Here is a 24,022-nt window from a genome sequence, read left to right on the forward strand (position 1 = left end):
ATCCGCGCAACGTATCTCGCCAGCAAAAAAAATGCCATTGCAACCGAAATGAAACAAATCCAAAAAACTGTACCAGTCATCCCTGCGCCCCTATTGCCGGACCGATAATTATATTTTATATTTCAATCTTGTAGTAAAATACAATGGCGGTGTAAGCTAGAATTCAGCTCTCATCCCAGCAGATACCGCCATGAATTCTCCAGACCAAGTCGAAGCGATTAAGCAGCAATACGCTAGACGAATGGCTGACGCTCATAAGTCAGTCTATCTGCCCACAAATCCAGTTAATTTGAAGAGCATGCAGGAGCGTGAGCGCGCGATCGCCGCCACGCTCGTCAAAGAGTTACAGGTACCTCTCTCGGAGGCGCGGGTGCTCGAGGTGGGCTGCGGAAATGGTGACAATCTTTTGATGCTGATCCGATTGGGACTGGATCCCGCCAATCTGGTGGGAAGCGAACTTCTGCCCAAGCGTGTTGCATCTTCGCGTCACCGCCTCCCCGCGGCCACCATGATCCTTTCCGGCGATGCCTGTGAGTTGCCGTATCCTCCCGGGAGTTTTGACATCGTTTATCAATCAACGGTGTTCACTTCCTTGCTGGATCCGGACTTTCAACAGGAACTCGCGGCCAAGATGTGGTCTTGGACTCGGCCCGGAGGCGCAATACTTTGGTACGACTTCACTTACAATAACCCCCGCAATCCGGATGTAGTGGGCGTTCCACGAAAACGAGTTCGAGAACTATTCCCATTGGCGGATATTGTTTCTCGGCGCCTGACACTGGCGCCGCCCATTGCGCGTCGACTGCCAGCTTGGCTATATGACTGCGTGAATGTACTCCGGCCGTTGCGCACGCATTTACTTTGCTGGATAAGAAAACCTTTGTGAACCTGCTGCTCATCAATCATTACGCCGGCTCTCCTCATCATGGGATGGAATTTCGGCCGTTCCATCTGGCAGAGTCCTGGATAGCCAGGGGTCACAATGTCCGCATAGTCGCGAGTAGCTACTCGCATGTTCGCCAACGGCAACCCGTACTCACCGAGCGAACCCTGCTCGAGCGGGTGGGTACCGTCGAGTACCTTTGGCTGCGCAATAGGCCCTACCAGGGAAATGGCTTCGGGCGGCTGATCAACATGCTGCAGTTCACCTCCATGCTCGCGGCGCGCAGCAAAGAACTAGCGGCCTGGAAGCCGGACGTGGTTATTGCGTCCTCGACCTATCCGTACGATATCTGGCCGGCCGCCCGCATTGCCCGCCTGGCCAAGGCCAAGCTGGTGCATGAAGTGCATGACCTCTGGCCGCTGACCCCCGTCCAGTTGGGAGGACACGACCGATGGCACCCCATGATCTACTCCATGCAGCTTGCCGAAGACTACGCGTGCAAGCATGCGGACAAGGTCATTTCGATTTTGCCCGGCACTGAGAAGTACCTGCGCGGCCGTGGCCTGCAGCCTGGAAAATTCGCGCATGTGCCGAACGGGTTCAGCCCCGAACTGGAGAAACAGCCACTACCCGTCGAAGCCAACCGGCAACTGGAAGAATTCGCTTCCCGCTACAAAACGCTGTGCGCGTATGTGGGAGGACACGGTGTGGCAAACGCCCTGGACCATCTGATCGCCGCCGCGAGTGATCCGGCAGTAGCCGACATCGGTTTCGTACTGGTGGGCAACGGGCCATTGAAGCCGGCCCTCATCGCAACAGCAGCAAAGCTGAAATGCCGGAATGTCCTCTTCCTGGATCCTATCCCCAAGGCCTGCGTTTCCACGTTGCTGCAGCGCACGGATATGGCGTTCATCGGCCTGTCTCCCAGCCCACTCTATCTGTATGGCACAAGCCCCAACAAGCTGTTCGACTACATGCTGGCTGGCTTGCCTATCGTCCATTCGATCGACACGCCCGAGTACGACCTCGTAAAAACCGCGAACTGCGGCATATCAGTACCCGCAGCCGACTCCCACGCAATCGCAGTTGCGGTTTCACAGATCGCCGCCATGCCCAAAGAGGCCCGCATGCTGATCGGCCAACGCGGACAAGCCTATGTGCGAGCCAACCATACCTACCCTGTCCTGGCCGATCAATTCATCGAGAGTCTGACCAGCATATGAGCCCTGCACCCTTTATCCCCTTCGCTCTGCCAGATATCGGCGAGCCTGAAATTGATGCGGTCGTGCAGACGATGCGGTCGGGCTGGCTGACTACCGGCCCCAACGCCAAGGCATTCGAAGAGGAATTCAAGGACTACCTCGGCGGTGGCGAACTCCAGGCGATAGCCGTCAATTCCGCTACGGCAGGTCTGCATCTGGCCTTGGAAGCAATCGGAATAGGACCGGGCGACGAAGTCATCACCACCACCCATACGTTCACCGCCAGCGCGGAGGTGGCACGCTATCTCGGAGCCGAGCCCGTTCTTGTGGACATCGATCCGGCGACCCTGTGCATCAGTCCCGAGGCCATCGAACACGCCATCACTCCGCGCACCAAGGCTATCGTCCCCGTGCATTACGGCGGTTTGTCTTGCGACATGAGCGCTATTTTTTCGATTGCGCGCAAGAATGGGTTGAAGATCATTGAGGATGCAGCTCACTCCCTCCCCGCAACGTGGCAGGGCCAACGGATTGGCAGCCTGGAAAGCGACGCTACCGTCTACAGCTTCTATGCCACAAAAACCCTGGCCACGGGCGAAGGAGGCATGGTTGTCACGCGCGACCCGGCCATTGCGAAACGCTGCAAGGTAATGCGTTTGCACGGCATCGATCGGGATGCGTTCGACCGCTTCACTTCAAAAAAGCCAGCGTGGTTCTATGAGATCGTCGCGCCCGGCTTTAAATACAACATGCCGGACCTGAGCGCAGCCCTGGGCCGAGTACAGTTAAAGCGTGTGCAGCAAATGCGCGATAGACGCCATGCGATTGCGCAACGATTCGATGCGGCCCTGACTTCATTGCCTGTGATCCTGCCCCCGCGTCCCGGTGTTCCCGGTCCGCGCAATGCGCCAACCCCGCACCTGCCGAATGACGAACATGCGTGGCACCTATATGTAATCCGGCTGGACGATGACTGTGCAATCGACCGCGACAGTTTCATCGCCAACATGGCACAGGCCGGTATCGGATGCAGCGTTCACTACGTCCCACTGCATCTCCAACCGTATTGGCGTGACCGTTACCAATTGACGCCCGAAATGTTCCCTTCATCGCAGAAGGCTTACGAACGCATGGTCAGCCTCCCACTCTACTCCTGCATGACTGACGCCGATGCCGAGCGCGTCGCAACAACGGCCGCGCAATTGATCACGGCCCGATGAAGCGCCTCTTCGACTTGACCTGCGCCACGATCGGTTTGCTTGTATGCGCTCCCGTTTTCGCGCTCATTGCCCTGGCTGTCAAGCTGGACTCCCCCGGGCCCGTGTTCTTCAGGCAGGTCAGAGTGGGCCGGAACGGCCGTCCTTTCCGCATTCATAAATTTCGGAGCATGCATATTGCCGACAAGGGACAGCGGGAGATTACCGTCAACAACGATCCCCGGGTAACCCGCAGCGGAAAGCTGCTGCGAAAATGGAAGCTGGATGAACTGCCCCAATTGATTGACGTGTTGCGAGGCGCCATGAGCTTGGTAGGGCCTCGCCCGGAAGTTCCCCGGTATGTGGAGCTGTATCCGTCCGACATGCGGTCGCTGATACTGTCGGTCAGGCCAGGTATCACTGATCTGGCATCCATCCAATTCAGGGACGAAAATACGCTGCTGGACCAGGCTGGGGACCCGGAAGCCGTATACATACATCAGATATTGCCCGAAAAGCTGAGGTTGCAAGCTGAGTACGTCCGAGAGCGGTCGTTCTTTTATGATTTGCGTATTCTGTGGCAAACGGTGATCAAGGTCATCAAACACTGAAGCCGCCGCCCCCCATTTCCTATTACGTATCACCAGCCATGCCGACGTTACCCTATGCTCTGCGCAGCGTATTCGTGAGTTTGCCGAGACGCTACAAACAGACGCTGGCCGTTCTGATGGATGCCGGCATCCTGCTGGCGACATTTCAACTGGCGCTCTGGTTCCGATTTGAGTTTTTCTTTCTCGACCAGCATTACATGCTTTTGGCGATAAGCGCCTGCGTGGGGGGCGTGATAGCGATGGGCGCGCTGGGCCTCTATCTCCACGTACTTCGCTACATGAACGAGCGCGTGGTATTCGCCGTCGTCGGCGGGGTGATTGTCTCCGTGATGGTGGTGACGGCCGTAGCCACTTTTTTCCAATTGCCTACCGGTTTGTCCCGCGGCGTCCTGATCATCTATGCCCTGCTGGCGGTGGGCAGTTTGCTGGGAAGCCGCTCGCTGGCGCGGCGCGTACTCTTCCCGGGCGCCTACCACATGACGGACATGCGGATACCCGTCGTCATCTATGGCGCCGGAAGCGCGGGCTCTCAGCTCGCGGCCGCGTTGCGTGCGGGCACCCATTACCTGCCCGTTGCGCTAATCGACGATGACAACGCAAAACGCAAATTGATGATTGCGGGCCTGCGGGTTTACCCACCACAAGGACTACCCAAACTCATTGAGCGGCACGCCGTCCGCCAATTGCTGATTGCCATTCCTGCGGCTTCGCCGGCCCAGATACGCCGCATCGTCGAATTCACCGCCCCCTACCGCCTGCGTATTCGTCTGGTGCCAAGCCTGCGTGAATTCGTCGACAACCCCGAGGGACCGCGTCTTCGCGACCTTCAGATCGAAGACTTGCTGGGCCGCGATTCGGTTGCGCCGGTCCCTGCATTACTGGATAGCTGCGTTCGCGGAAAATCAGTCTTCGTCAGCGGCGCGGGCGGCTCGATCGGCTCGGAACTATGCCGCCAGATCCTCGCGCTTCAACCGAAACGACTGGTCTTGTTCGAAATGGCGGAACCTTCGCTCTACACGATCGAACATGAACTTCGGCAGCAAGCCAAAGGCACTCAGATCGAGATCGCGGCGGTCCTGGGATCGGTGAGAGACTATGACCATTGCGTCAGCCGGCTGCGCCAGTTCGAAGTCGAGACCGTCTACCATGCGGCAGCCTACAAGCATGTGCCGATCGTCGAAGAGAACATTATTGAAGGCATACGCACGAATACGTTCGGCACTCTCGCACTAGCCCGGGCGGCTGTTTCAGCCGGCATCCGGGACTTCGTACTGATCTCCACCGACAAGGCAGTGCGGCCGACAAATGTAATGGGCGCCTCCAAGCGGCTGGCTGAATTGGTGCTGCAGGCGTACGCGCAACTGCCGGAAAGCCCGCGATTCTCGATGGTCCGCTTCGGTAATGTGCTGGGAAGCTCTGGAAGCGTCGTGCCATTGTTCCATCGGCAGATCATCGCGGGCGGCCCCCTGACGCTGACTCATAACGAGATCACGCGCTACTTCATGACCATTCCGGAGGCCGCCCAACTCGTCCTGCAGGCTGGCGCCATGGGGGAGTCCGGATCGGTCTTCGTGCTGGATATGGGGGAACCGGTCAAGATCCGAGACCTCGCTGTCCGCATGATCCATATGTACGGACTCACCGTTCGTGATCAGGAGCATCCCGAAGGGGATATAGAGATCCTTGTTACGGGCTTGCGCGCGGGCGAAAAGCTCTACGAAGAACTGCTCATCGATGCGACGGCCGTCAAGACAATGCACCCGCGCATCATGCGAGCCAAAGAGCGCTCGCTCGACTACGATCCGCTCATGCGCCAACTTGCACAAATGGAACAGGCGCTGGTGTCCGGGGATATAGAGAGCGCTCTGGAGATACTCTGTACGCTGGTTCCCGAGTATACGCGTGGATGCCCCTAGGATGCTTCACGTCCTATGACGGAGAAAATGAGAATCCTATTCGTCGCGAATGCTCAGTCCGTGCACATGCACCGCTGGCTTTTAGCGTTGCGGGATAAGGGGCACGACGTCCATATCGCGTCGTTTGACGCAGCCGATATTCCCGGTATAACGGTGCATCGCCTACCCACCTACGGCCTGGGAAAGGCAGGATATTTCACCGCCATCCCCGCCCTTCGGCGGCTTGCAAAGCGTTTGCGTCCGCACGTCGCACATGCGCACTACCTGACCAGCTATGGCTTTGTCAGCGCGGCCGCGGGACTGCATCCACTCGTTCTAACCGCCATGGGTTCGGACGTCTTCGCCCCTCCCGGCCAAAGCCTGCTGCGCCACCTCGTCAAGTTTGCCGTCAACCGTGCCGATCACATCACTGTCCGGGCGGACCACATGGTCGAACCCGTACGCGCGCTCTGCAAACGTTCTGCGCCTATTTCCGTTATCCCTAATGGCATACGCGTAGAGCAATACCGATCTCAAGTCAGGCCTGTCATCGTCGGCACTCCTTCGATCATCAGCACCCGCGCCTTCACTCCTATCTACGATCACCCGACGTTGCTGCGAGCTCTGGGGAAGCTACGGGACAGGAACATTCCGTTTCAGGCCACCATGGCCGGCGATGGTCCGTTGCGCGCTTCGCTGCAAGCCCAGGCCGATGCGTTGGGCCTCACGACGATCTTTTTCACCGGCGCACTCTCAAGCCAGGACGTTGCGGCTCATTTAGGGCGCTCGGATATCTATGTCAGCAGTTCGCTGTCGGATGGCAATTCGGTCTCCCTGATGGAAGCGATGGCCAGCGGCTGCCTGCCCATCGTGTCCGATATCGCAGCCAATCGCGCGATCATCGAACATGGCAGAAACGGCATGCTGTTCATTCCTGGCGATAGCGATGGGCTGGCACAGCATCTGGAAAGTGCGATTCACGATTGGCGGGGCTACGGCGCGGCCCTGACCGCCAACGCCGCCTACGTACAAGACCATATGAATTTCGTACACTGCCTCGAAGGAACCCTGGACATCTATTCCCGCCTCGTTCATGAAAATCGCCTACGTCACGTTTGAGCGGCCGGAACCACGCAAGGGGTCCGGCAAGAAGATCTATGAACAGGCGCGGATCTGGCGTACGTATGGCCATGAGGTGCGCCATTTCGTTCTGGCGCCTCCTGGCGAAGGTCCTCCGGCCGAACACAGCGAGCACATCTTCGGCCGCCGCGTCGGCAAACCCATGATATCGGCGGTCTGGTACAGCCGCCAACTGCGCCATCATCTTGGCCGCTGGAATCCTGACCTGGTGTATGCGCGGGAAATGATCTGGTGGCCTGGCGCCGTGAACGCCCTGAGTGGCGCGCCACTCGTGCTGGAATTCAACTCCCTGGCTTTGAGCGAATACCGCAGGAACAGCCGGCTGAAGTATCTCCTACATCGCGCCACGCGCGGGTTTCTTCCCGGCGTGAGCAGCGGGCTGATCTCGGTAAGCCGGGAGATAGACGCTGAGTTGCCGTTTAGCGGCATACCCCGGACCGTAATTTCGAACGGGTACAACCTGGACGCCGTAACGCCTCGGGCAGTGCCGACCAATGCTCGGCCGCAGATCATTTTTGTCGGCAGCGCCGGCCAATATTGGAATGGCGAGGACAAGATACCTCGCCTCGCACGCTTCCTGCCCGAATGCGACTTCCATGTCGTGCAAGCGGACTTTCAGGCGCCTCAGTTGCCTAATCTCGTCGCCCATGGCGCCCTGTATGGCGAGGCACTGGCCCGGCTGTACCGCAACATGGACGTCGGCCTGGGCACGCTCGCGCTGCATCGCAAGCGGATGCAAGAGGCATCCCCGCTCAAGACGCGCGAATACCTTGCCTACGGGATTCCAGTTATCGGTGGGTATGAAGATACGGATCTCGACGGCGCGGATTGCTACCTTCGCATCGACAATACGGAGAACAACGTCGACACCGAGGTCTCCCGCATCCGGCGTTTCGTCCAGCAATGGAAAGGCCGCGCCCTGGATCGGGCCGAAATCGAAGCAAAGATATCCTCGCGAGTCAAGGAACTCGCCAGGCTGGCTTTTTTTGAGCAGGCCGCGCGCCGGCGCTAGGTTCGACGTCCCGCACGCACAGAACCATAGACGTCCAGAACCTTGGACAGGCAGCTATCGAAGTCCGCCTGTTCGACAACCTTATCGCGATTCATACGCCGTATCTCGTCAAATGTCTCGATACCGTCTATCGCTTCGCCCAGCTTGCGGGCCAGATCCTGCGGATCAGTCGGAGCAAATAGTTTTCCATTCTCGCCATTGACGATCCACGCGCGATTGGCCGGGATATCGCTCACCACCGGGTAACATCCACCGGCAAGCGCTTCCATCAGGGACACCGAATTGCCATCCGACAACGATGGGCTGACGTAGATATCGCAGGAGGCGTAGTACGCCGGCAATGCATCATGCGCGAGGGCGCCGACCAGAGTAACGCAATCTTCCAGCCCTTCCCGCTCTATGGCTGCCTCAATTTCAGGTCTGTCCGTACCGTCGCCTACCAGAATGAAATCGGCGCGCTTGCCCGAGCGTTTCAATATAGCGATGGCTAGAATAAAAGCCATAATATTGTAGACGGGCCGGAATGCACGCGTGCAAAGCACGCGCGGCACGCTGTTACGTGCCCCCCCAAATGCGAATACCCGTGTTTCGATACCGTTAGGAACAGCTTCCACTGGCCCGCCAGCCCCCAAACGCCTTACCGTCTCATTCATATGCTCCGCTCTGGTCAAAACGTAATCGGCGCGACGGCATGCGTAGCCCGCCAAGAAACGGCGACGGTATGAGACATCCAATCCACGCAGCACGTCGCTGCCCATGGCGGTAACCACCAGCGGTTTTATGCCAGCAAACGCCGCCATAAATCCATAGTCCAACAAATAATAGGCATGTACGATGTCCGGCTTGAGCTTGGCCACCAGGCGGCGCAATGGCCCCGCGGACAAGATCAAACGCAGCAGTTGATACCGATAGCGCGGCAATGTGTGCACCGTAACGCCCTCGATGGCACGGGGTTCGGCGGTAGCAACGTGAACCTCATGTCCGGACGCGGTCAACGCAATAAGCCAGCGATGAAAGTGTACCGACTGCGCGTTTGCAAGTATCAGTATCCTCATAGGTACGTCCTTTCCGTTTACACCTGCAATGTCACGCGCCCTCGTCACAATGCCCCGAGACACACGGAGCCGATGAATGCGAGATTCAGGCCCATCCAACCGTAAGTGGCGTAGCGAGAGTATGGGACCGGCAACAACTGCACGCTTTTCCGCACCCACAAAAAACCATAAACGACAGATGCGATCGCGCCGCCAACTGCGACACCGCGGGCGCCCCACACATGAGCCAGCAGTACGCTCGCCCCCGCATTGACAATCAAAGAAGTCAGGGCGAAGTAAGGAATATATCCAGTCTGCCGCCTATAACTCATGCCAATGAAGAATAGATATATTGATGACATGAACCCTGTCGCCATCAGAATAGGAATTAAACTCTGGTCAAACTGATACGTAGGCGCCACGAACAAGCGCCAGACATAAGGAGAGATAAAGTAAGCAAACGGGAATGCCGCCAAGGTTCCCGCCAAATAGGCATAATAAATCGCCACAAAACCGCGAGGTGTCGAATCCTGCTTCGCGGCGGCGAACACGTACGGCGTCAAAGCCATTTTCAATGGTTTCAAGACCAACAGGAACAGCCCCGCCATCTTTACACCAATCGCATACCCTCCAAGCTCCGAGGCGCCAAGATATTTTGCAACGATAGCTCTGTCTATGTATTGATTCAGAAAAACCAACACCGTGGATATCAGCATCGGCATGGAGTAGGCAATCAGCCGCCTGGCCTTGCCCACGACGTGCCGCCATTCCAGGTCACTCCTCCGCAATTCCTCACGGACGACCAACACCAGCCCGCAGATATTGGTGATTGCTCCCAGCGATGTTGCCCACAGATAGCTGTCAACGTCGAGGCGATCCAGCCAATGCAATCCCAGGATAGCAAGGGCATAAGCCAGGCCTCCCGCCGCGGTGCATACCAACACCGTGCTCGGACGATCCAGCCAGCGAAACACCGTTACGGCCACTCCGGACAGAAATCCTGTGGCCGCCACCGCCGTCGCGGCCAGCCGGAAGCCCGTCGTTATTGTCGCCGAAGATTCGAAGAACACGATTGTGGGCAGGAGCAAGAAAAAAGCGCACGCTGCCAATGCCCCCAAAACCAGCGTTAACAGCAGATAGGTGCGCAATGCCAGTGAGCGCGCAAAATCACTGCGCGCAAGCGCATAAAAGCGCGCGAAACCCTCTCCGACGGACAGGCTGAATACAGCGAAGGTAAGTACGCCAGCTAAGGTGGCGAACTCGACTAAGCCGTACTCGGATTGCGTCAAGCTGCGCGTCACAATAGGAATCGTGACCAGACTGAGCAGGCTCGGTAGCATTAACGCAACCGCGTAGATGAAATATGAGCGCAGCAGCTTTCTGACGGAGCCCAATCATGCCTCCTGAGAGCGCCCGCGATATACTGCATACTCGCCGATACGCTCCAGAAAATCCAGACTGGAAAAATCGTAATAAACCCTCCCGCTCAGGGCGTTTATCTTACTCAACGCAGTTTCCTTGACGATAATTATATCTATCCTTTCGGAGTCAATCAGCGATCGGAGATCAGACGATGGATAGGGATAGAAATCAGTAATCACCCTCTGAAAAATGGCTTGCCGGGAAGAGTCGCCAATATTAGTGAGCACGGCGATATACTGCGCATCAATCCCCTTCAAGGCCATGGGAAAAGCGATTCTCACCGGGACGGTAAGTATGCGTTTGTTCTCCAGGGAAACGCCGAACGCCGGAATATCTTCCTCGGTGCCTATGCGGGCGTACTGCAGCATTTGCTTGTAATGCATGTAGAATGCCATCAAGCAACCCGCCCCATAGACAAAAAGTAGCGCAACGATATTCGGTTGCCACCAATCGAACGTGGGGAAATAAAACCCTGCACCGACCAGCGCCGCAACCATTACGTACTCTGCATAGCGCTCCGGCTCCCCGAGAAACAGCAGTTTCGGCGTAGCAATAACAGTCGCCACGGTCAGGCCGGAAAGGGTGAGAATAACGAAGGGCCGTGCCACCGCTTGTTCAGGAGAAAACAATGCAATAACGACTCCCACAATGGCGAGCGGATACAGTAATACGATCCTGCCGTATGGGCTCCAGATCGCGCACTTGATTGCAGTTTTTATCCGCCCGGCCTTCAAATGGCGAAAAGCGGCCTGGATCTGATTTGCCGTGGCTGGATTTACTCCCTGGATATACCGCGCATAGAAAGAGCTGTGACGCCAGACGCCATACTGAACTTTGAACGTTCTGCCCAGGCTCAACAGGCCGCCGAGTACCTGGCAGACCAATAGCAAAACGATCGGCTCAATCGTTCCAGCCAATACCGCATAGACCAGCGAAATGGAGCTAATCGCCTGAACCGCAAATTTTGATGCAAGCACGGCGCCAATGAAGAAAATTACTGCCATGCCCATCAAGATGGGCGACCAACCTGAAGCGTCTATCAGGCACATCGCAATCAGGTATAGATTTCCCCATAGCGCGCCAAATGCGCGTTCGGAGAAATGAATATTCCGCCCTACGTGGATCACGAACGCGCCACAAAGCACAAACAGGGAGATTACCCAGCTGATCCCCGCCCCCAAAAAAATCAGTAAGCCGGCGGTGCACAGGTAGAGACAGGTGTCGAACACAAGCGGGAGCAGGCCCCCCAGCCGCTTCACGAACGCATCGGAAAAAAGCAGCGAAAGCCGATGAAAGGCGGTAGGATAATCAAAGCCTTCCATAAGAAAGGTGTCCTCGGGATTTCTGCCCCGCCGCAGCATGTTCCGGATGATAAGGTGATTGCACTCGTCGCCGGAGCCTACCGTTGCGCGCCGGTTCCTTTCCACCATCCACGGGTATAACCGTGCGCCCAATAGCAACACATAGCCGGACAAGAGCCAGAACCAGCTCCATGCTGTAATTTCCATAAAATCTCTTCAATCACCAGATTCACGCCCCTGGCGCGGCGGCTATTCAAAGCGATGTCTTACGCTTTTTACCAGAACCGCGGGTGCCACAACGGAACCGTCAAGTCGCACAACCTCCGCAATCCGACAGAACCCATCCTCGCCGCAAGCAATATCCACTGCTCCACTGCCATGCCTGAATGCAATTTGCCCCGGCACTGCCAGGTATGGCTCCGCTTGAACCCATGTCGCACGGAATACCCGTAATCTCTCCCCCTGATAATCGAAGAAGGCGCCTTCGTATGGCGGCCCACTGGCGTTAATATGCCGAACCACCTGCGATGCCGACAGTTTCCAATCGACTCTGGCGTCCGCAGGGACTCTCGGAAAACAACGCAATGGCGTACCCACGTCTGTTTGCCGGTAAAGCATGAACGTTTTGTCGGACGATAGCGCAGACAATGCGTCCACGAATAGTTCAGGCACCCGTCGCTCGATCCAGGCAAACACGTCGGCGATCACAGTGTTCACATCGATTGGCAACACATCTTTGGCCAGGACATCCCCACTGTCCAGCTCTCCTGCCACCATCTTGTGCACGCACAAGCCGATGTGCCGTTCGCCGTTGATCATGGCCCAGGCTTGGCAAGCGTTTCCTCGATAGCGAGGCAGATCACCACCATGCGCGTTCAGAATGCCCAGAGGAAAAAGGTCGATTGTCGATTCGCCGATAACGGTGGGAAAATTTACGCTGATGGCGACGTCGCAGGAATGTTGTCCAAGCAGCCGATCAATATCTGGCGTAATGCGATTAGCGATATAACACGGTATCGACATAGCCCGGGCTTGCCTTTCGAACTCACCTTCACCGACCGCATAATCCGGAGGTGCCGGCGCCGTCAATATGCATTCGACTTTATGGCCGGCGGAGACCAGCTTCTCGATGCTATTGAACAGGCCGGCATGACGGCCGATGACAGCTATTCGCATGGCGTTCCCATCAATCGTTGCAAAAAAGTACGCACGCCGATACCGAAATTTCTATGATGCAGCAGTCGAGCGGCGTGCCTGTGGTCGGCTCGCGAGCGCTCATATCTGTCGATATCTTCTGTATTCAGGTACACATGAATCGGGTGGAAATCCAGGATATTCAATCCATTTGCTTGGTACCAATAGGGTTCCTGGCCTTCCAGCGGCCAGCCAGCCAGACATGCAACGTCATCCTCCCAGAGATATGGAAGGCGAATCAGTCCGCCGTCCCAATAAGTCCAGGGCTTCAAATCAATGCCCGCGTCCCATGGGATCAACGTGTTGCACTCGTATTGCATCCCGTGTTTGATGAATATATTGAATAAGCCTGTGCTTTGCGAGACAGAGTGCGATCGGACCCCTACCGATCCGGGCGACAGGTTGGCGCAACGCTCAAATATCTCTTCGGCGCCATACTGCGCGGTTCGATTGAATAAAGGGTTAAAATTCGGGTGCAATGCAATCTCGAAATCCGAATTCCCACCTAGACGATCCAGCAAAGGCGTCTTGTGCGTCAGGAACCACGTCGCGGGGAGGCCGGCCCGCTCAACCAGTGAAATGCAATCTGCCAGAACAAAGTCCTCGGCCCAATCGACGTCGAATGTCAGAAATATTCGACCCTTCCAAGTGTCGGGACAGTCTGGTCGAATATCGCACAATCTGGAAAATAGAGATTTCTCGAACATAGGAAAACCCGCAGCGTCATTAATGGCGAATCAAGTGTCGAGGCTGCTGACAGGCTTCTCCGCAGCCATCCGATCAGCTCAACTCCGCAACGCCAGAGCCGGAGAAAAAGTCCGCCCATGTTGTTAATGGAATATGGAAACCCGCCGCAGAAATTCGGTCAGAAATTTGTTTGTGAAAACTATTCGTAGCGATCAACAGGCGCGCTGGCGGTGCATTTTTAAGGGTAGTAAAATCCTCTATCGGAAAATCGAATCCCGGATAGTACAAGCCCTTCATTGCGGCATTATCATCAAAAAATCGCAATTTCGCCAACGCGGCGCCGGGCGTTATCGCCAATAAATTGATCATTCTGCCGGGAACGTATATTCCAGCATCGCCTGCGCCTTGTATGAACGCCCTCATCCGGGCGCTAGCTTGACGCGCCTTCGCCTCGAAACCGTCGAACTCGCTAGCCGCCGATTCCGCGCCCAGGCCGAAATCGTCTCCGGATGCCGCGCCCAGCGTCGCGCGACAATATATACTTCCACCAAATCCCGCGGGCTCAATCGACACTTCCATTCCTGCCGCTACGCAAACTCGTCTCAGGCTCCCCTGATTGAAATAACTCCAGTGTTCATGCAGCAGGCATGAAATATCGCCGTTCTCTAAGTAAGGAGCACAATCTGGCACCGCTATATAAGCTGTGCCCCCGGGCCTCAAGCTATTTGCGACATCTTCAAGAAATCGAACGGGATCAATGATATGTTCCAACACACCATAAGCTACAATCATGTCAAACTTATCGGTGGTCCCGGCAATGGGAAAGAATCCCTTTATGACCTTAACCCCATAACGATTGCTACCCTCGACCCCCTGTCGACCAGGTTCGATGCCCACTACCTCGGCACCTCTGGCTTGCAACAGGGAGAGCAGATAGCCCGTGCCACATCCAATTTCCAGTACACGTTTGCCGGAAAGGGCTGATTCGCTTTTTTCAATGTAGGCCAGGAAATCCGCGGCATAATTCTGGCCTATACCGTTGTCTTCCATCATTCCCGAAATTTCAGAGCCCTGCTGATAGCACAATTCCAGGGCTCGTTCGACTTCGGCATTTTTTTTCTGCCGCGCAAGGCCGAGCTTAGGGTCAAACTCGAGCGTAAATGGCAATTGATCAGGCAACCCATAGTCCTGATTCGATGGAGTCTTCTGGCAACGATAAAAAAAAGGAAAGGCGCCAATGCTCCAGGATCTCCGCGGCGTTTCGACATGCATATATATGCGCTCCTATGCTTGCTCTATCGGGTTGCCGGGCAGCAGCACTTCCGCGAGCCCTCGCACCACGCGCCCTTCGCGATACGTAAAGCGAGGTGAAACAGGATCCTGAAGCACATGCGTGCGTAACAGCACATCCGGCTCGTTATAGCCGACCATGGCCCGCAGGGAAGTAGTGCCGGAGAAGCGCGGGTTGATCTCGAATACGTAGACCTTGCCGCCGGCCAAGCGACATTGAATATTCACCGCCCCTTGGCACCCCAACTCTGTCGCGATTTTCTCGCATACCCCCGTAACCTCCGGGAAAGCGCCAACATCTCCCTGCGATACACCGCTACTGATCGCCAATATTTCGCCCAAGCTCATATCGCCTGTACGATTTTTCACCCGCACGCGATTGCTCAAACCAGAGAGGATCATTCGACGGACTGCAATTGAATTCAGGAGTCGGCCGTTCATATCAAACAGCACCCCTACCGTGAACTCGGACTCCGTATTGCCCACATACTCCTGCACAATGTAGGGGCCGATATTCTCAAGCAGGGACATGCCCAGGAAGTTGAGTTCCTTCCGATCCTGCGCCAGGAAAATATTGGCGGAGCCGCCGCTGCCGACCGAAGGTTTCAGCACAGCGGGGAAAAAATCAACCTTGTCCAGATCCGAGAGATCATTAATCTGCACTGTGCGCGGCACATCAAAGCCATGGGCTGCCAACCACTCAGATGTCTTGGCTTTATCCATGCACAGATCGATTACATGAGCGGGGTTTATAGGAAGAAAAACCCCAGCCTCCTTGATCAGATCCCGATTGGCACTCATGACCTTTAGTTCGGGCTCACTACCGTGAAACATCGCCTTGATGCTGTGTTTGCGACAAAGTCGCAGCAGCGAATCGATATACCGTGGATCTTTCGCCGGCGGCAAGATATAGGGAATATCCACTTCCGCCAGGCCTTTGCTGAACGGATTCATATCCCCACCGACGAGGAGATAGGGGGTGGACGCCATTCTCAGCGCCTTCAAAATCTGTTCGCCGTGGCCACCGCCGCCGATACCGGTAACCAACACTGGAACTTTGTTCATTGCTAAATACTCTTTCTTGAGGGATTGTCACGAGCAAGGACCGCATAGACTGACGGATGTACGCCAGGATAGCGTTCACGCAGCGCCTCCAGATCTTGCTCCAGGCGTACGATTTCGATTTGCCTCGTCCTTGTATCAAATATCGCAAAGGCAGATTCGCCAAAATCTCGCGGCAAGCCGCAGGAACCGACGTTGCATATAAGATAGCCGTGGCGGTCTTTTACGAAAGGACGATGGGTATGTCCCATAAAAATCGCATCGAACGGCAGATTATCCAGCCGGCTCAGATCTGAATCAGGATAAATGTACTCGGTCAGCGGCTGCCAAGGCGAGCCATGAACCAGCAGGATATGCACGCTATCGATGGTACGGGACATGTACGGTAGCCAGCTACGCAATTCCAACAGTTGTCCCGGCGACAGCATTTCGCGCTGCCTCTGTAACTGGTATATCTCGTCCTTGGCATCGGAAAGAGGCAATCCCCCCAGCAACATCGCTTCATGGTTTCCCATCAAACAGGCAGCGTTACTGGCCAGTAGCCGATTCATACATTCCGCGCCATCGGGAAAGTAGCCAAACACGTCGCCCAGGCACATGACTTCGTCGCAACCGCGACGCGATGCCTCCTCCAGGCAAGTCTGTAGCGCGGGAAGGTTGCCGTGTATGTCAGAGATCAGCGCGAGTCGCATCGATACCCTCCGCCATATGTGTCGCCATTTCGGCAATACCTGTCATCAAAGGAATGCTCGGTTGCCACCCGAGCAGCACCTGAGCCGGCGAAAGATCGAATCGTGCATAGCAGCCCTCCTGCGGGTCCGGCTGCCCAGCAGCACGCACGCTGATGTCGCGTCTACCCAGCACCTTGATGACCATCGCACCCAGTTCCCGCATCCGTATCGGACTGCCGCCTGAAATATTGAATGTATCATTCACATAATCGTGCACCAATGCTGCTTTGACCGCCAGTGCGACATCCTGCGCATGAACGAAATCCTGCTCACGTGTACCTGATCCGAAAAAAAGAATATCCTCTCCGCGTAACGCGCGCTCGATGAAATGTCGCAACACAGTACGGCTGCGTTGCCTTGGCCCATAGGGCGCGCAAATACGGAAGATCACAAATGAATCCAATGTGCGCCGGATTTCCTGCTCCGCCCAGATCTTTTCACGCAGATAACCGTCATCGCTGTACAGACGATCACCCACTCGGGCAGGTTGTCGGCCAAGCTGGGCGTATATCGAACTGCCCGAACAATAGATGAGCCTCGCACCCTGCCTACGACAAAACTCAAACACAGTCTGATCTATCGCCCGGTTCTTTTCTGCTGCCACATCGGATAGCGGCGAGGCAAAAGACGCTGGAAGAGAGGCTGCGCAATGCACGACAACTGCCGTGGGGCCTACCAAATCCAGCAAGTGTGGTGCGTCAGACGCCGACAGGTCGATTCCAACTGTGGCTGCACCAGCATGCCCCGGTTCTGTTCGTCGAGCGATTCCTACCACGCTGTACCCGGCTTTCACGAGCATCTGCACGACACAATGGCCGATCAATCCCTGACTGCCAGTGACAATAACCTGCCCCATCATAGTCATGCGCCTTCCCTGCTTAAGGTATTAGCCCCATCCAGGAACTGCGACATCCACGATTCAACATTCAAAAGCGACCAAATCAACAAGCGCCTGTTGCGCGCTCCCGATAAATGTTCATTGACCAGTTGCTGCACTATGCCGCGATCCATGACATCGTATATCCTGGCCTGATTCCGGAATAATGTCCGTTTGACGAAATCGATACTCTCGCCTTTGAACCAACTGGCATCTGGCGCAGAGAATCCTTGCTTTTCCGCGCGAGCAATATCAGCGGGAATGTATTTCTTCATAACATCGCGGAGAATCTGCTTGCCGTCCCGGGTTTTTTCGAAGTATTTATTACTCTTATTCCCTGGCTCATTCTCATTGAGCTTGATGACGTCCGCCAAGTTATTCAACTTGAGCCGCACCGGGCACTGCATTGCGAAATCCACCAGATCATTATCCAAGAACGGCACCCGTGACTCAAGACCGTGCGCCATGCTCAGTTTATCTTCGACAACCAGCAGGCCATGCAGGAATGTCTTGGCCTCAAAATATAATGAATGGTTGATGTAGTCTTCTGGCGAATACAATTGTTCGGCATGTGTTTTGAACACATCTCGAAAGATATCCCGCGTCCAAACCTGCGAAAGATCTGCCCAAATCGGTTGGAACAAGCCTTTTAGAGTGCTATTGGGAACCAGCCGTTGCCAGAATTGGTAGTACTTGTCGATATAGTGTTCGAAGTCATTGTTGACGACGGCCCGGTAGTATCGCCATGGATAGCCGCCAAACAGCTCGTCGCCGCCGGCGCCGGAAAGAACCACCTTGACGAACTTGGACGCCAACTTCGCGGCATAATAATTCGGATAGCTCTGACCAACCCGCGGTTCTTCCAGATGCCAGGCCAACTTGGGCAGGACCCGTTCCATATCGCCGGACTTCAACACCATTTCATAGTGCTCGGTCTTGAAGTAGTACGACATGTACTCGGCCTTGCTACGCTCATCGAATCCCAGCTCGATGCCTGACGCGGAATTCAGGTCGAAGCCGCAGGTGAACGTCTTGATATAGGGATGCGAAGCCGCGGCGATAGCGGTTATCGACCCCGAATCCATGCCGCCGCTCAAATAGCTGCCCAGTTCGACGTCGGTCACCAATTGCCGGTTGACTGCTTGGTTGAACAGCCTGCGTAGCTCTTCCCGGTATTCCTCGTCCGGCTTGGGCGACGCTGGCTCCTTGAAATTGAAATCCCAGTATTGCGCGAGCTTAAGTTGCGGCTTGGTCGTGGCGAAGTCCAGCACGCCGTAATACCCTGCGGGAAACATGCTGACGCCATCGAGCAGCGTTCGATTGGTAAAAATATTCTGGAACGTGAAATACTCAAGCAGCGCCGCACTATCCAGCTTGCGCCGGAATCCCGTGTCCGCCAAGATCGCCTTCTGCTCCGAGCCGAACGCCAGCGTATTGCCCTGGATACTGTAATAGAGCGGCTTGATGCCATATCGGTCTCGCCCGAACATCATGCGGCGCTCGCGCCGATCCCACAGGGCGAAGGCGAACATCCCATTGAAGCGCTTCAAGGCTTTTTCGATGCCCCAGGCCGCAATGGCGTTGAGCAGCACTTCGCTGTCGGTACGGGACCGGAAGCCGTACCCCTGTGCCTCCAGCTCTGCCCGCAACTCGCGAAAGTTGTAGATTTCGCCGTTGTAACTCAAGACGAAGCGTAAATCGCTAGACACCATGGGCTGATGGCCAGCGGGCGACAGGTCGATGACCGCCAGACGGCGGTGCCCCAGGCCGACATTGCCTTCGATCCACTGCCCCTCGCCGTCCGGACCGCGATGGGCGATGGCGTCGGTCATGCGTTGCAGCACCGCAGGAGAAACCGCGGCGCCGTCCAGATGGATCAAACCAGCAACACCACACATAGTCAGCCGTCAATGCGTCAGACGCGTCAGTAAATAAGAAAGCCACCGGCCCCATGAATGTGGCCGGCGACTGGAGGGCATGCGAATCTACGCGCAGCCAGCGGTCGGGGACCGCGGCTGGCGAACACCGCGAATCAGCGTCCCAGGGCCCGGATCGCCTCAACGACGTAACGATAGTCGTCTTCCGTCATGCGGTTATGCAGCGGAATCGCCATCGTGTAGTCGTTGCAGTCCCGCGCCCCGGGGAAATCCTCCGGCTTGAAACCGTATTGCTGACGATAGAACCCCAACATGTGAACCGCATGCGTCCCTGGCCGCGTCGCGATGCCCTGCTCCTGCAGGCGCTGCATCATGTCGTTGCGCGGCATGGGCGCCTTTTCAGGATCGACCCAGGTCACGAACGATTGCCAGCCATGACGTGCGCCGGCCGGTTCCTGCGGCAGGCGCAGCCAATCGGTGCCGGCGAGTTGTTCGCGGTAGAACTGCGCCCAGCGAGCACGTTCGTCGATGAAGGTATCCAGCTTGGCCAGCTGCACCACCCCGACCGCGCCCTGCAGGTCGGTCATGCGGTAGTTGTAGCCCAACAAATCGAAGTCCGCCAGGATCCACGGACGCGGGCCATGGTGGCGCTGTTCCTCGGAAATGCTGGCGCCATGGTTGCGCATCTGGTTCATGCGCTCGGCCAGCTCCGGATCGTTGGTCGTGACCATGCCGCCCTCGCCCGTCGTCACCGACTTGCGGGGATGAAACGAAAACACGCCGATATCGCCCAGGCTGCCCGCAGGCCGGCCATTCCAGGCGGCGCCGGCCGCGCAGGCGGCGTCCTCGACGATCGCCACCGAGGCCGGCAGCGCGGCGCGCAGAGCGTCGATATCCGCGCACAAGCCGAACAGGTGGACGGCAATGACGGCGCGGGTGCGTTCGGTGACCTTGGCGGCGACCTGCGCGATATCGATATTGAAGGTCTCGCGACTGACGTCGACCAACACAGGCGTGCCACCGCAGTACAACACGGCGTTGGCCGTGGCCACCCAGGTGAAGGACGGCACGATGACTTCGTCGCCGGGGCCAATGCCCAGGCCCGCCAGGGCCAGGTGCAGACCGGTGGTGCAGGAGGTCACGGCGAGCGCGTGCTTGACCTGGTGGCGCTCGGCGAACGCCTTCTCGAAAGCGGCGACCTTGGGACCTTGCGTCAACCAGCCGCTCATGAGCGGCTCGCGGACAGCATGCCATTCATCCTCGCCCGTCATCGGCAGGGAAATGGCGATATTCCGCTTCGCGGTAGGATTGCTCACGCGTTATCTCCGTTGGCGGCACGCCAGTCGATCAGCTTCTGCAGACCTTCGGTGAGATTGTATTGGTAGGTGAAGTCCAGGTCGGCGGTGGCCTTCTTGGGGCAGCCGATGCGGTTCTGGACCATGCGGCGGGCGTCATCGGCGCTGTAGGGCCGGTATTCCACGGTCAGGTCCGATTGCTTCATATCGAGGATCGTGTCGCACAGTTCCTTGATGCTGGTCTGTACGCCCGTGCCCACGTTGTAGAACTGGTCGGTGGCCTCGGAAGTCAGGGACAGCACGTTGCACCGCGCCACGTCTTCGACGTAGATGAAATCGTAGGCCTGCGTGCCATCGCCATTGATGATCGGCGCCTCGTTGGCGTCGATCTTGTTCAGCATGATGGGAATGACGCCCGTGTAGGCAGCCGTCTGGTCCTGGTGCGGTCCGTAGACGTTCATATAGCGCAGGCCCACGTAGCTCAGGCCGTAGCGATCATGGAACGCGTGGCACATGGCTTCGCCCGCGATCTTGCTGGCGCCGTAAAAATTGCGGTTGTTGAAGGGATGCTCTTCGGTCATCGGCACTTCGACCGCGTCGCCATAAACGGATGCCGAGGACGAATACACCAGGCGCTTGATGTTGTTCTTCACGCAGGCTTCGAGCACATTGAACGTGCCTTCGATGTTCACGTGGAACGCCGTGCGCGGGAAATCCTTGCAGTGCAGCAGCCACATGGCGGCCAGGTGCACCACGCCATCCATCCCGTACATGGCGTCGTTCAGCAGGTCCACGTCGCGGATGTCTCCGCCGTGCGGGTACATCCGGCACCGAGGGTCCTTGAGGTATTCGGCAATATTGCTCTGCTTGCCGCGGGCGAAATTGTCGTAGATGACGACTTCGGCGACCGGATGCTTCAGCAGTTCGGCAACGACAAAACTGCCGATAAACCCGGCCCCACCGATTACCAGGATTTTCGAACCCTCTAGCTTCATGGAAATGTGCCTTTCGATTGCGACGCGAAGCTTCTGATTTTATCCGCAAATCGCATGCTGCCCCGGGGAAGCGGCCCCTTTTTATCACTTCCAAAAGAGGTGACGGCCCGACCAGGGACGCGGACGCGCCACGACTCTCGACAGAGTAATAAAACTCACTATTAATTACCACACTAATCCAGGAAGACCGGAATACGTCAGACCGCCCGGCTCTCGCCGCTATTGGCGTTTACTTGATTTGAGTCCACAATGAATCCATAACGACGCCTGACAAGGAGACAACCATGCGCATAGCCGATGCCCAGTGGATTCCTTCAACCCAGCACCAGACCTGGGATGCGTTGACCGATCCCGCGGTGCTGCAACGTTGCATCCCCGGTTGCGTCAACGTCACGCAGCGTAGCCCCACCGAGTACGCCGTCACGCTGCGAGCCAAGATCGCCGGGCTGGACACTGACTACGAGGGCGAGATCCTGCTTTCGGACGTCGATCCCCCCAACAGTTGCACCCTGGTGTTCGAAGGCAAGGGCCGCGCCGCCTGCCTCGCTATCGGCACCGCCCAGGTCAATCTGTCGACCAAGGACCAGGGCACTCGGATCGCGTACACGGTGGCCGGGATGACTGGCGGCAAGCTCGCCGAATGCGGCGAAGGGCTGGTGCTGAAGGCAGGCGAGAAAATCATCGAGAAGTTCTTTACCGCCTTCATTGATCACATGGCAGCCCAGCCGCGGCTGGCGCCGCCCCCGCCGCCGCCCGAGCCCGAACCGCGCGGCCTGTCCAACTCCCGCTGGTCCTGGGCGCTGGTCGTGCTGGTGATCGCCGTGTTCTGGAGCTACCACGCGTTCTATAAGTAAAGACCCCGGGGCGCCGGTGATATCCTAGGCGGCATGACCGCCCCGCTCCCCCCAACGCCCGCTTCGGAGCCCGCCCACTCCCGCCGCGACCTGCTGATGGGCATGGCCGGGGTGGCCGCCACCGTCGTGCTGGCGGCCTTCGACTCAACCATCATCAGCACCACCCTGCCACGCGTGGCCGAGGCCCTGAACGGCATGGCCCTGTATGCCTGGGTCGGCACGGGCTACCTGCTTGCCACCGCCGCATCCATCATGATCTTCGGCCGCCTGGGCGACATGTTCGGCCGCAAGCCGCTGATGCTCGTTTCCGTGCTGATCATCGCGCTGGGTTCGATCGCCTGCGGCTTGTCCCAGACCATGGGGCAACTGATCCTCTTTCGTACATTACAAGGCATCGGCGGCGGCATGATGATCGCCACTGCCTTCGCGGCCCCGGCCGACCTGTTCCCGGATGCCAAACAACGGGTGAAGTGGATGGCGCTGGTCTCGGCCGCTTTTGCCATGGCGAGCGGCATCGGCCCGGTGCTCGGCGGCGCCGCTACCCAGGCGCTGGGCTGGCGCGCCGCATTTTTCATTTCGCCCATCGCGGCCGCGGTCGCCCTGTTCCTGCTGGCCAAGTATTTCCCGCGCATCAAGCCGGTGCACACGGGGGAACGGCGCATCGACTGGATTGGTGCCATCCTGTTGGTGCTGGCTGTGGGCGCGCCGCTCGCGGCGCTGGAGCTGGGCTTCGCCCGGGGCGAGCATGCGCATCCGATCATGGGCTTGGCGCTGGCCGTAATCGGCGTCGGCGCCATCGCCCTGCTGATCCCGATCGAGCGACGCGTCGCCTCGCCGATTTTTCCCCTGCGCGTGCTGGCCGGTCGCGAACCGCAGCTGCTGAACCTGGCCGCCATGACCGTCGGCGCCGTGATGTTCGTGCTGATCTTCTACAGCCCCCTGCTGTTGCAGCAGGTGCTGGGCTATACCCCGAGCGAGGCTGGCCTGCTGCTGACCCCGCTGGTGGCCGCGATCTCGGTGGGCAGCATCATCAATGGCCGCCTGTTTCCCCGGCAGACGGAACCGCAGCGCCTGATGGTGTTCGGCGCCGGCCTGCTGGCGGTGGGCACGCTGATGGTGCTGCTGATTTCGCCGGGGACGTCGGCCTGGTGGATCCTGGCCGCGTTCTTCGTCAACGGCTGCGCGCTGGGCTTCCTGCTGCCCAACCTCACGCTGTTCATGCAGATGCTGAGCGAGCGCCGCGACGTGGGCGTGGCCTCCGCCCTGGTGCAGACCACCCGCGCCATCGGCAGCGCGCTGGGCACCGCGGTGGTGGGCATCCTGATTTCGCACGGCACGATACTAAACGGAGTGCGCACGGGGCTGGCGCTGTGTATCGTCCTGTGCCTGACCTGTGCGGTGCTCGCGCATCGGGTCAAGATGAAAAACCTGGTCACCACCCGGGCTCAATCCTGATTCACTGCC

21 protein-coding genes are annotated in these 24,022 nt (G+C 57.5%); 9 read left to right on the forward strand and 12 right to left on the reverse strand.

Annotated elements, in window-relative coordinates:
* Positions 1-190 precede the first annotated feature (190 nt).
* From ACUDCK_RS27950 to ACUDCK_RS27980, 7 genes are read left to right on the forward strand one after another with little or no spacing between them, the layout of a single operon-like run.
* A complete protein-coding gene (locus ACUDCK_RS27950) occupies positions 191-886 on the forward strand; it encodes a class I SAM-dependent methyltransferase (protein WP_082401784.1) in 696 nt (231 codons plus the stop codon).
* The gene (locus ACUDCK_RS27955; RefSeq protein ID WP_175167931.1) at positions 883-2,106 is read left to right on the forward strand and encodes a glycosyltransferase family 4 protein; all 1,224 of its coding nucleotides are present in this window, start codon (positions 883-885) and stop codon (positions 2,104-2,106) included. The genes ACUDCK_RS27950 and ACUDCK_RS27955 overlap by 4 nt, the downstream gene beginning before the upstream one ends.
* A complete protein-coding gene (locus tag ACUDCK_RS27960) occupies positions 2,103-3,305 on the forward strand; it encodes a DegT/DnrJ/EryC1/StrS family aminotransferase (protein ID WP_116791336.1) in 1,203 nt (400 codons plus the stop codon). Before ACUDCK_RS27955 ends, ACUDCK_RS27960 begins: the two co-directional genes overlap by 4 nt.
* Positions 3,302-3,892, forward strand: a complete 591-nt coding sequence (locus tag ACUDCK_RS27965) for a sugar transferase (RefSeq protein WP_054500290.1) — start codon at positions 3,302-3,304, stop codon at positions 3,890-3,892. Before ACUDCK_RS27960 ends, ACUDCK_RS27965 begins: the two co-directional genes overlap by 4 nt.
* Positions 3,893-3,930: 38 nt before the next feature.
* A complete protein-coding gene (locus ACUDCK_RS27970; RefSeq protein WP_054500289.1) occupies positions 3,931-5,808 on the forward strand; it encodes a polysaccharide biosynthesis protein in 1,878 nt (625 codons plus the stop codon).
* A 27-nt stretch (positions 5,809-5,835) separates the two neighbouring features.
* Positions 5,836-6,906, forward strand: a complete 1,071-nt coding sequence (locus ACUDCK_RS27975; RefSeq protein WP_175167930.1) for a glycosyltransferase — start codon at positions 5,836-5,838, stop codon at positions 6,904-6,906.
* Positions 6,881-7,939 carry a glycosyltransferase gene (locus ACUDCK_RS27980; RefSeq protein WP_054500287.1) on the forward strand — a complete coding sequence of 353 codons (1,059 nt, stop codon included), beginning with the start codon at positions 6,881-6,883 and terminating at the stop codon, positions 7,937-7,939. Before ACUDCK_RS27975 ends, ACUDCK_RS27980 begins: the two co-directional genes overlap by 26 nt.
* Here ACUDCK_RS27980 and ACUDCK_RS27985 read toward each other — a convergent pair.
* The 12 genes from ACUDCK_RS27985 to ACUDCK_RS28040 form a co-directional block, all read right to left on the reverse strand.
* Positions 7,936-8,994, reverse strand: a complete 1,059-nt coding sequence (locus tag ACUDCK_RS27985; protein ID WP_175167929.1) for a glycosyltransferase — start codon at positions 8,992-8,994, stop codon at positions 7,936-7,938. The genes ACUDCK_RS27980 and ACUDCK_RS27985 overlap by 4 nt on opposite strands.
* A gap of 44 nt (positions 8,995-9,038) precedes the next feature.
* Entirely contained in the window at positions 9,039-10,367 is a 1,329-nt protein-coding gene (locus ACUDCK_RS27990) for a lipopolysaccharide biosynthesis protein (RefSeq protein WP_175167928.1), read from the reverse strand.
* On the reverse strand, positions 10,368-11,903 hold the full coding sequence (locus ACUDCK_RS27995; RefSeq protein WP_175167927.1) for a hypothetical protein: 1,536 nt from the start codon (positions 11,901-11,903) through the stop codon (positions 10,368-10,370).
* A 42-nt stretch (positions 11,904-11,945) separates the two neighbouring features.
* A complete protein-coding gene (locus tag ACUDCK_RS28000) occupies positions 11,946-12,872 on the reverse strand; it encodes a methionyl-tRNA formyltransferase (protein WP_175167926.1) in 927 nt (308 codons plus the stop codon).
* On the reverse strand, positions 12,863-13,597 hold the full coding sequence (locus tag ACUDCK_RS28005) for a polysaccharide deacetylase WbmS family protein (protein WP_175167925.1): 735 nt from the start codon (positions 13,595-13,597) through the stop codon (positions 12,863-12,865). Before ACUDCK_RS28005 ends, ACUDCK_RS28000 begins: the two co-directional genes overlap by 10 nt.
* Positions 13,598-13,670: 73 nt before the next feature.
* Positions 13,671-14,849, reverse strand: coding sequence for a class I SAM-dependent methyltransferase (locus tag ACUDCK_RS28010; RefSeq protein ID WP_175167924.1), 1,179 nt, complete (start codon positions 14,847-14,849; stop codon positions 13,671-13,673).
* A 12-nt stretch (positions 14,850-14,861) separates the two neighbouring features.
* Positions 14,862-15,932 (reverse strand): ATP-grasp domain-containing protein, encoded by a 1,071-nt coding sequence (locus tag ACUDCK_RS28015; protein WP_175167923.1) that lies wholly within the window; start codon positions 15,930-15,932, stop codon positions 14,862-14,864.
* Between the two features lie 2 nt (positions 15,933-15,934).
* A complete protein-coding gene (locus tag ACUDCK_RS28020; protein ID WP_175167922.1) occupies positions 15,935-16,621 on the reverse strand; it encodes a metallophosphoesterase family protein in 687 nt (228 codons plus the stop codon).
* The gene (locus ACUDCK_RS28025) at positions 16,599-17,525 is read right to left on the reverse strand and encodes an NAD-dependent epimerase/dehydratase family protein (protein WP_175167921.1); all 927 of its coding nucleotides are present in this window, start codon (positions 17,523-17,525) and stop codon (positions 16,599-16,601) included. The genes ACUDCK_RS28020 and ACUDCK_RS28025 overlap by 23 nt, the downstream gene beginning before the upstream one ends.
* Complete coding sequence (gene asnB / locus ACUDCK_RS28030) at positions 17,522-19,417, reverse strand: asparagine synthase (glutamine-hydrolyzing) (RefSeq protein WP_217481229.1); 1,896 nt, start codon at positions 19,415-19,417, stop codon at positions 17,522-17,524. Before asnB ends, ACUDCK_RS28025 begins: the two co-directional genes overlap by 4 nt.
* 152 nt (positions 19,418-19,569) lie before the next feature.
* Entirely contained in the window at positions 19,570-20,730 is a 1,161-nt protein-coding gene (locus ACUDCK_RS28035; protein WP_082401778.1) for a DegT/DnrJ/EryC1/StrS family aminotransferase, read from the reverse strand.
* Entirely contained in the window at positions 20,727-21,704 is a 978-nt protein-coding gene (locus ACUDCK_RS28040) for an NAD-dependent epimerase/dehydratase family protein (protein ID WP_054500282.1), read from the reverse strand. Before ACUDCK_RS28040 ends, ACUDCK_RS28035 begins: the two co-directional genes overlap by 4 nt.
* 284 nt (positions 21,705-21,988) lie before the next feature.
* Here ACUDCK_RS28040 and ACUDCK_RS28045 point away from each other — a divergent pair, with 284 nt between their 5' ends.
* A complete protein-coding gene (locus ACUDCK_RS28045) occupies positions 21,989-22,558 on the forward strand; it encodes an SRPBCC family protein (protein ID WP_054500281.1) in 570 nt (189 codons plus the stop codon).
* A gap of 96 nt (positions 22,559-22,654) precedes the next feature.
* Positions 22,655-24,013, forward strand: a complete 1,359-nt coding sequence (locus ACUDCK_RS28050; RefSeq protein WP_054500280.1) for an MFS transporter — start codon at positions 22,655-22,657, stop codon at positions 24,011-24,013.
* The last annotated feature ends 9 nt before the right edge of the window (positions 24,014-24,022 follow it).

The sequence above is a fragment of the Achromobacter sp. CF-sbj1-Ac2-l genome (assembly GCF_052698165.1).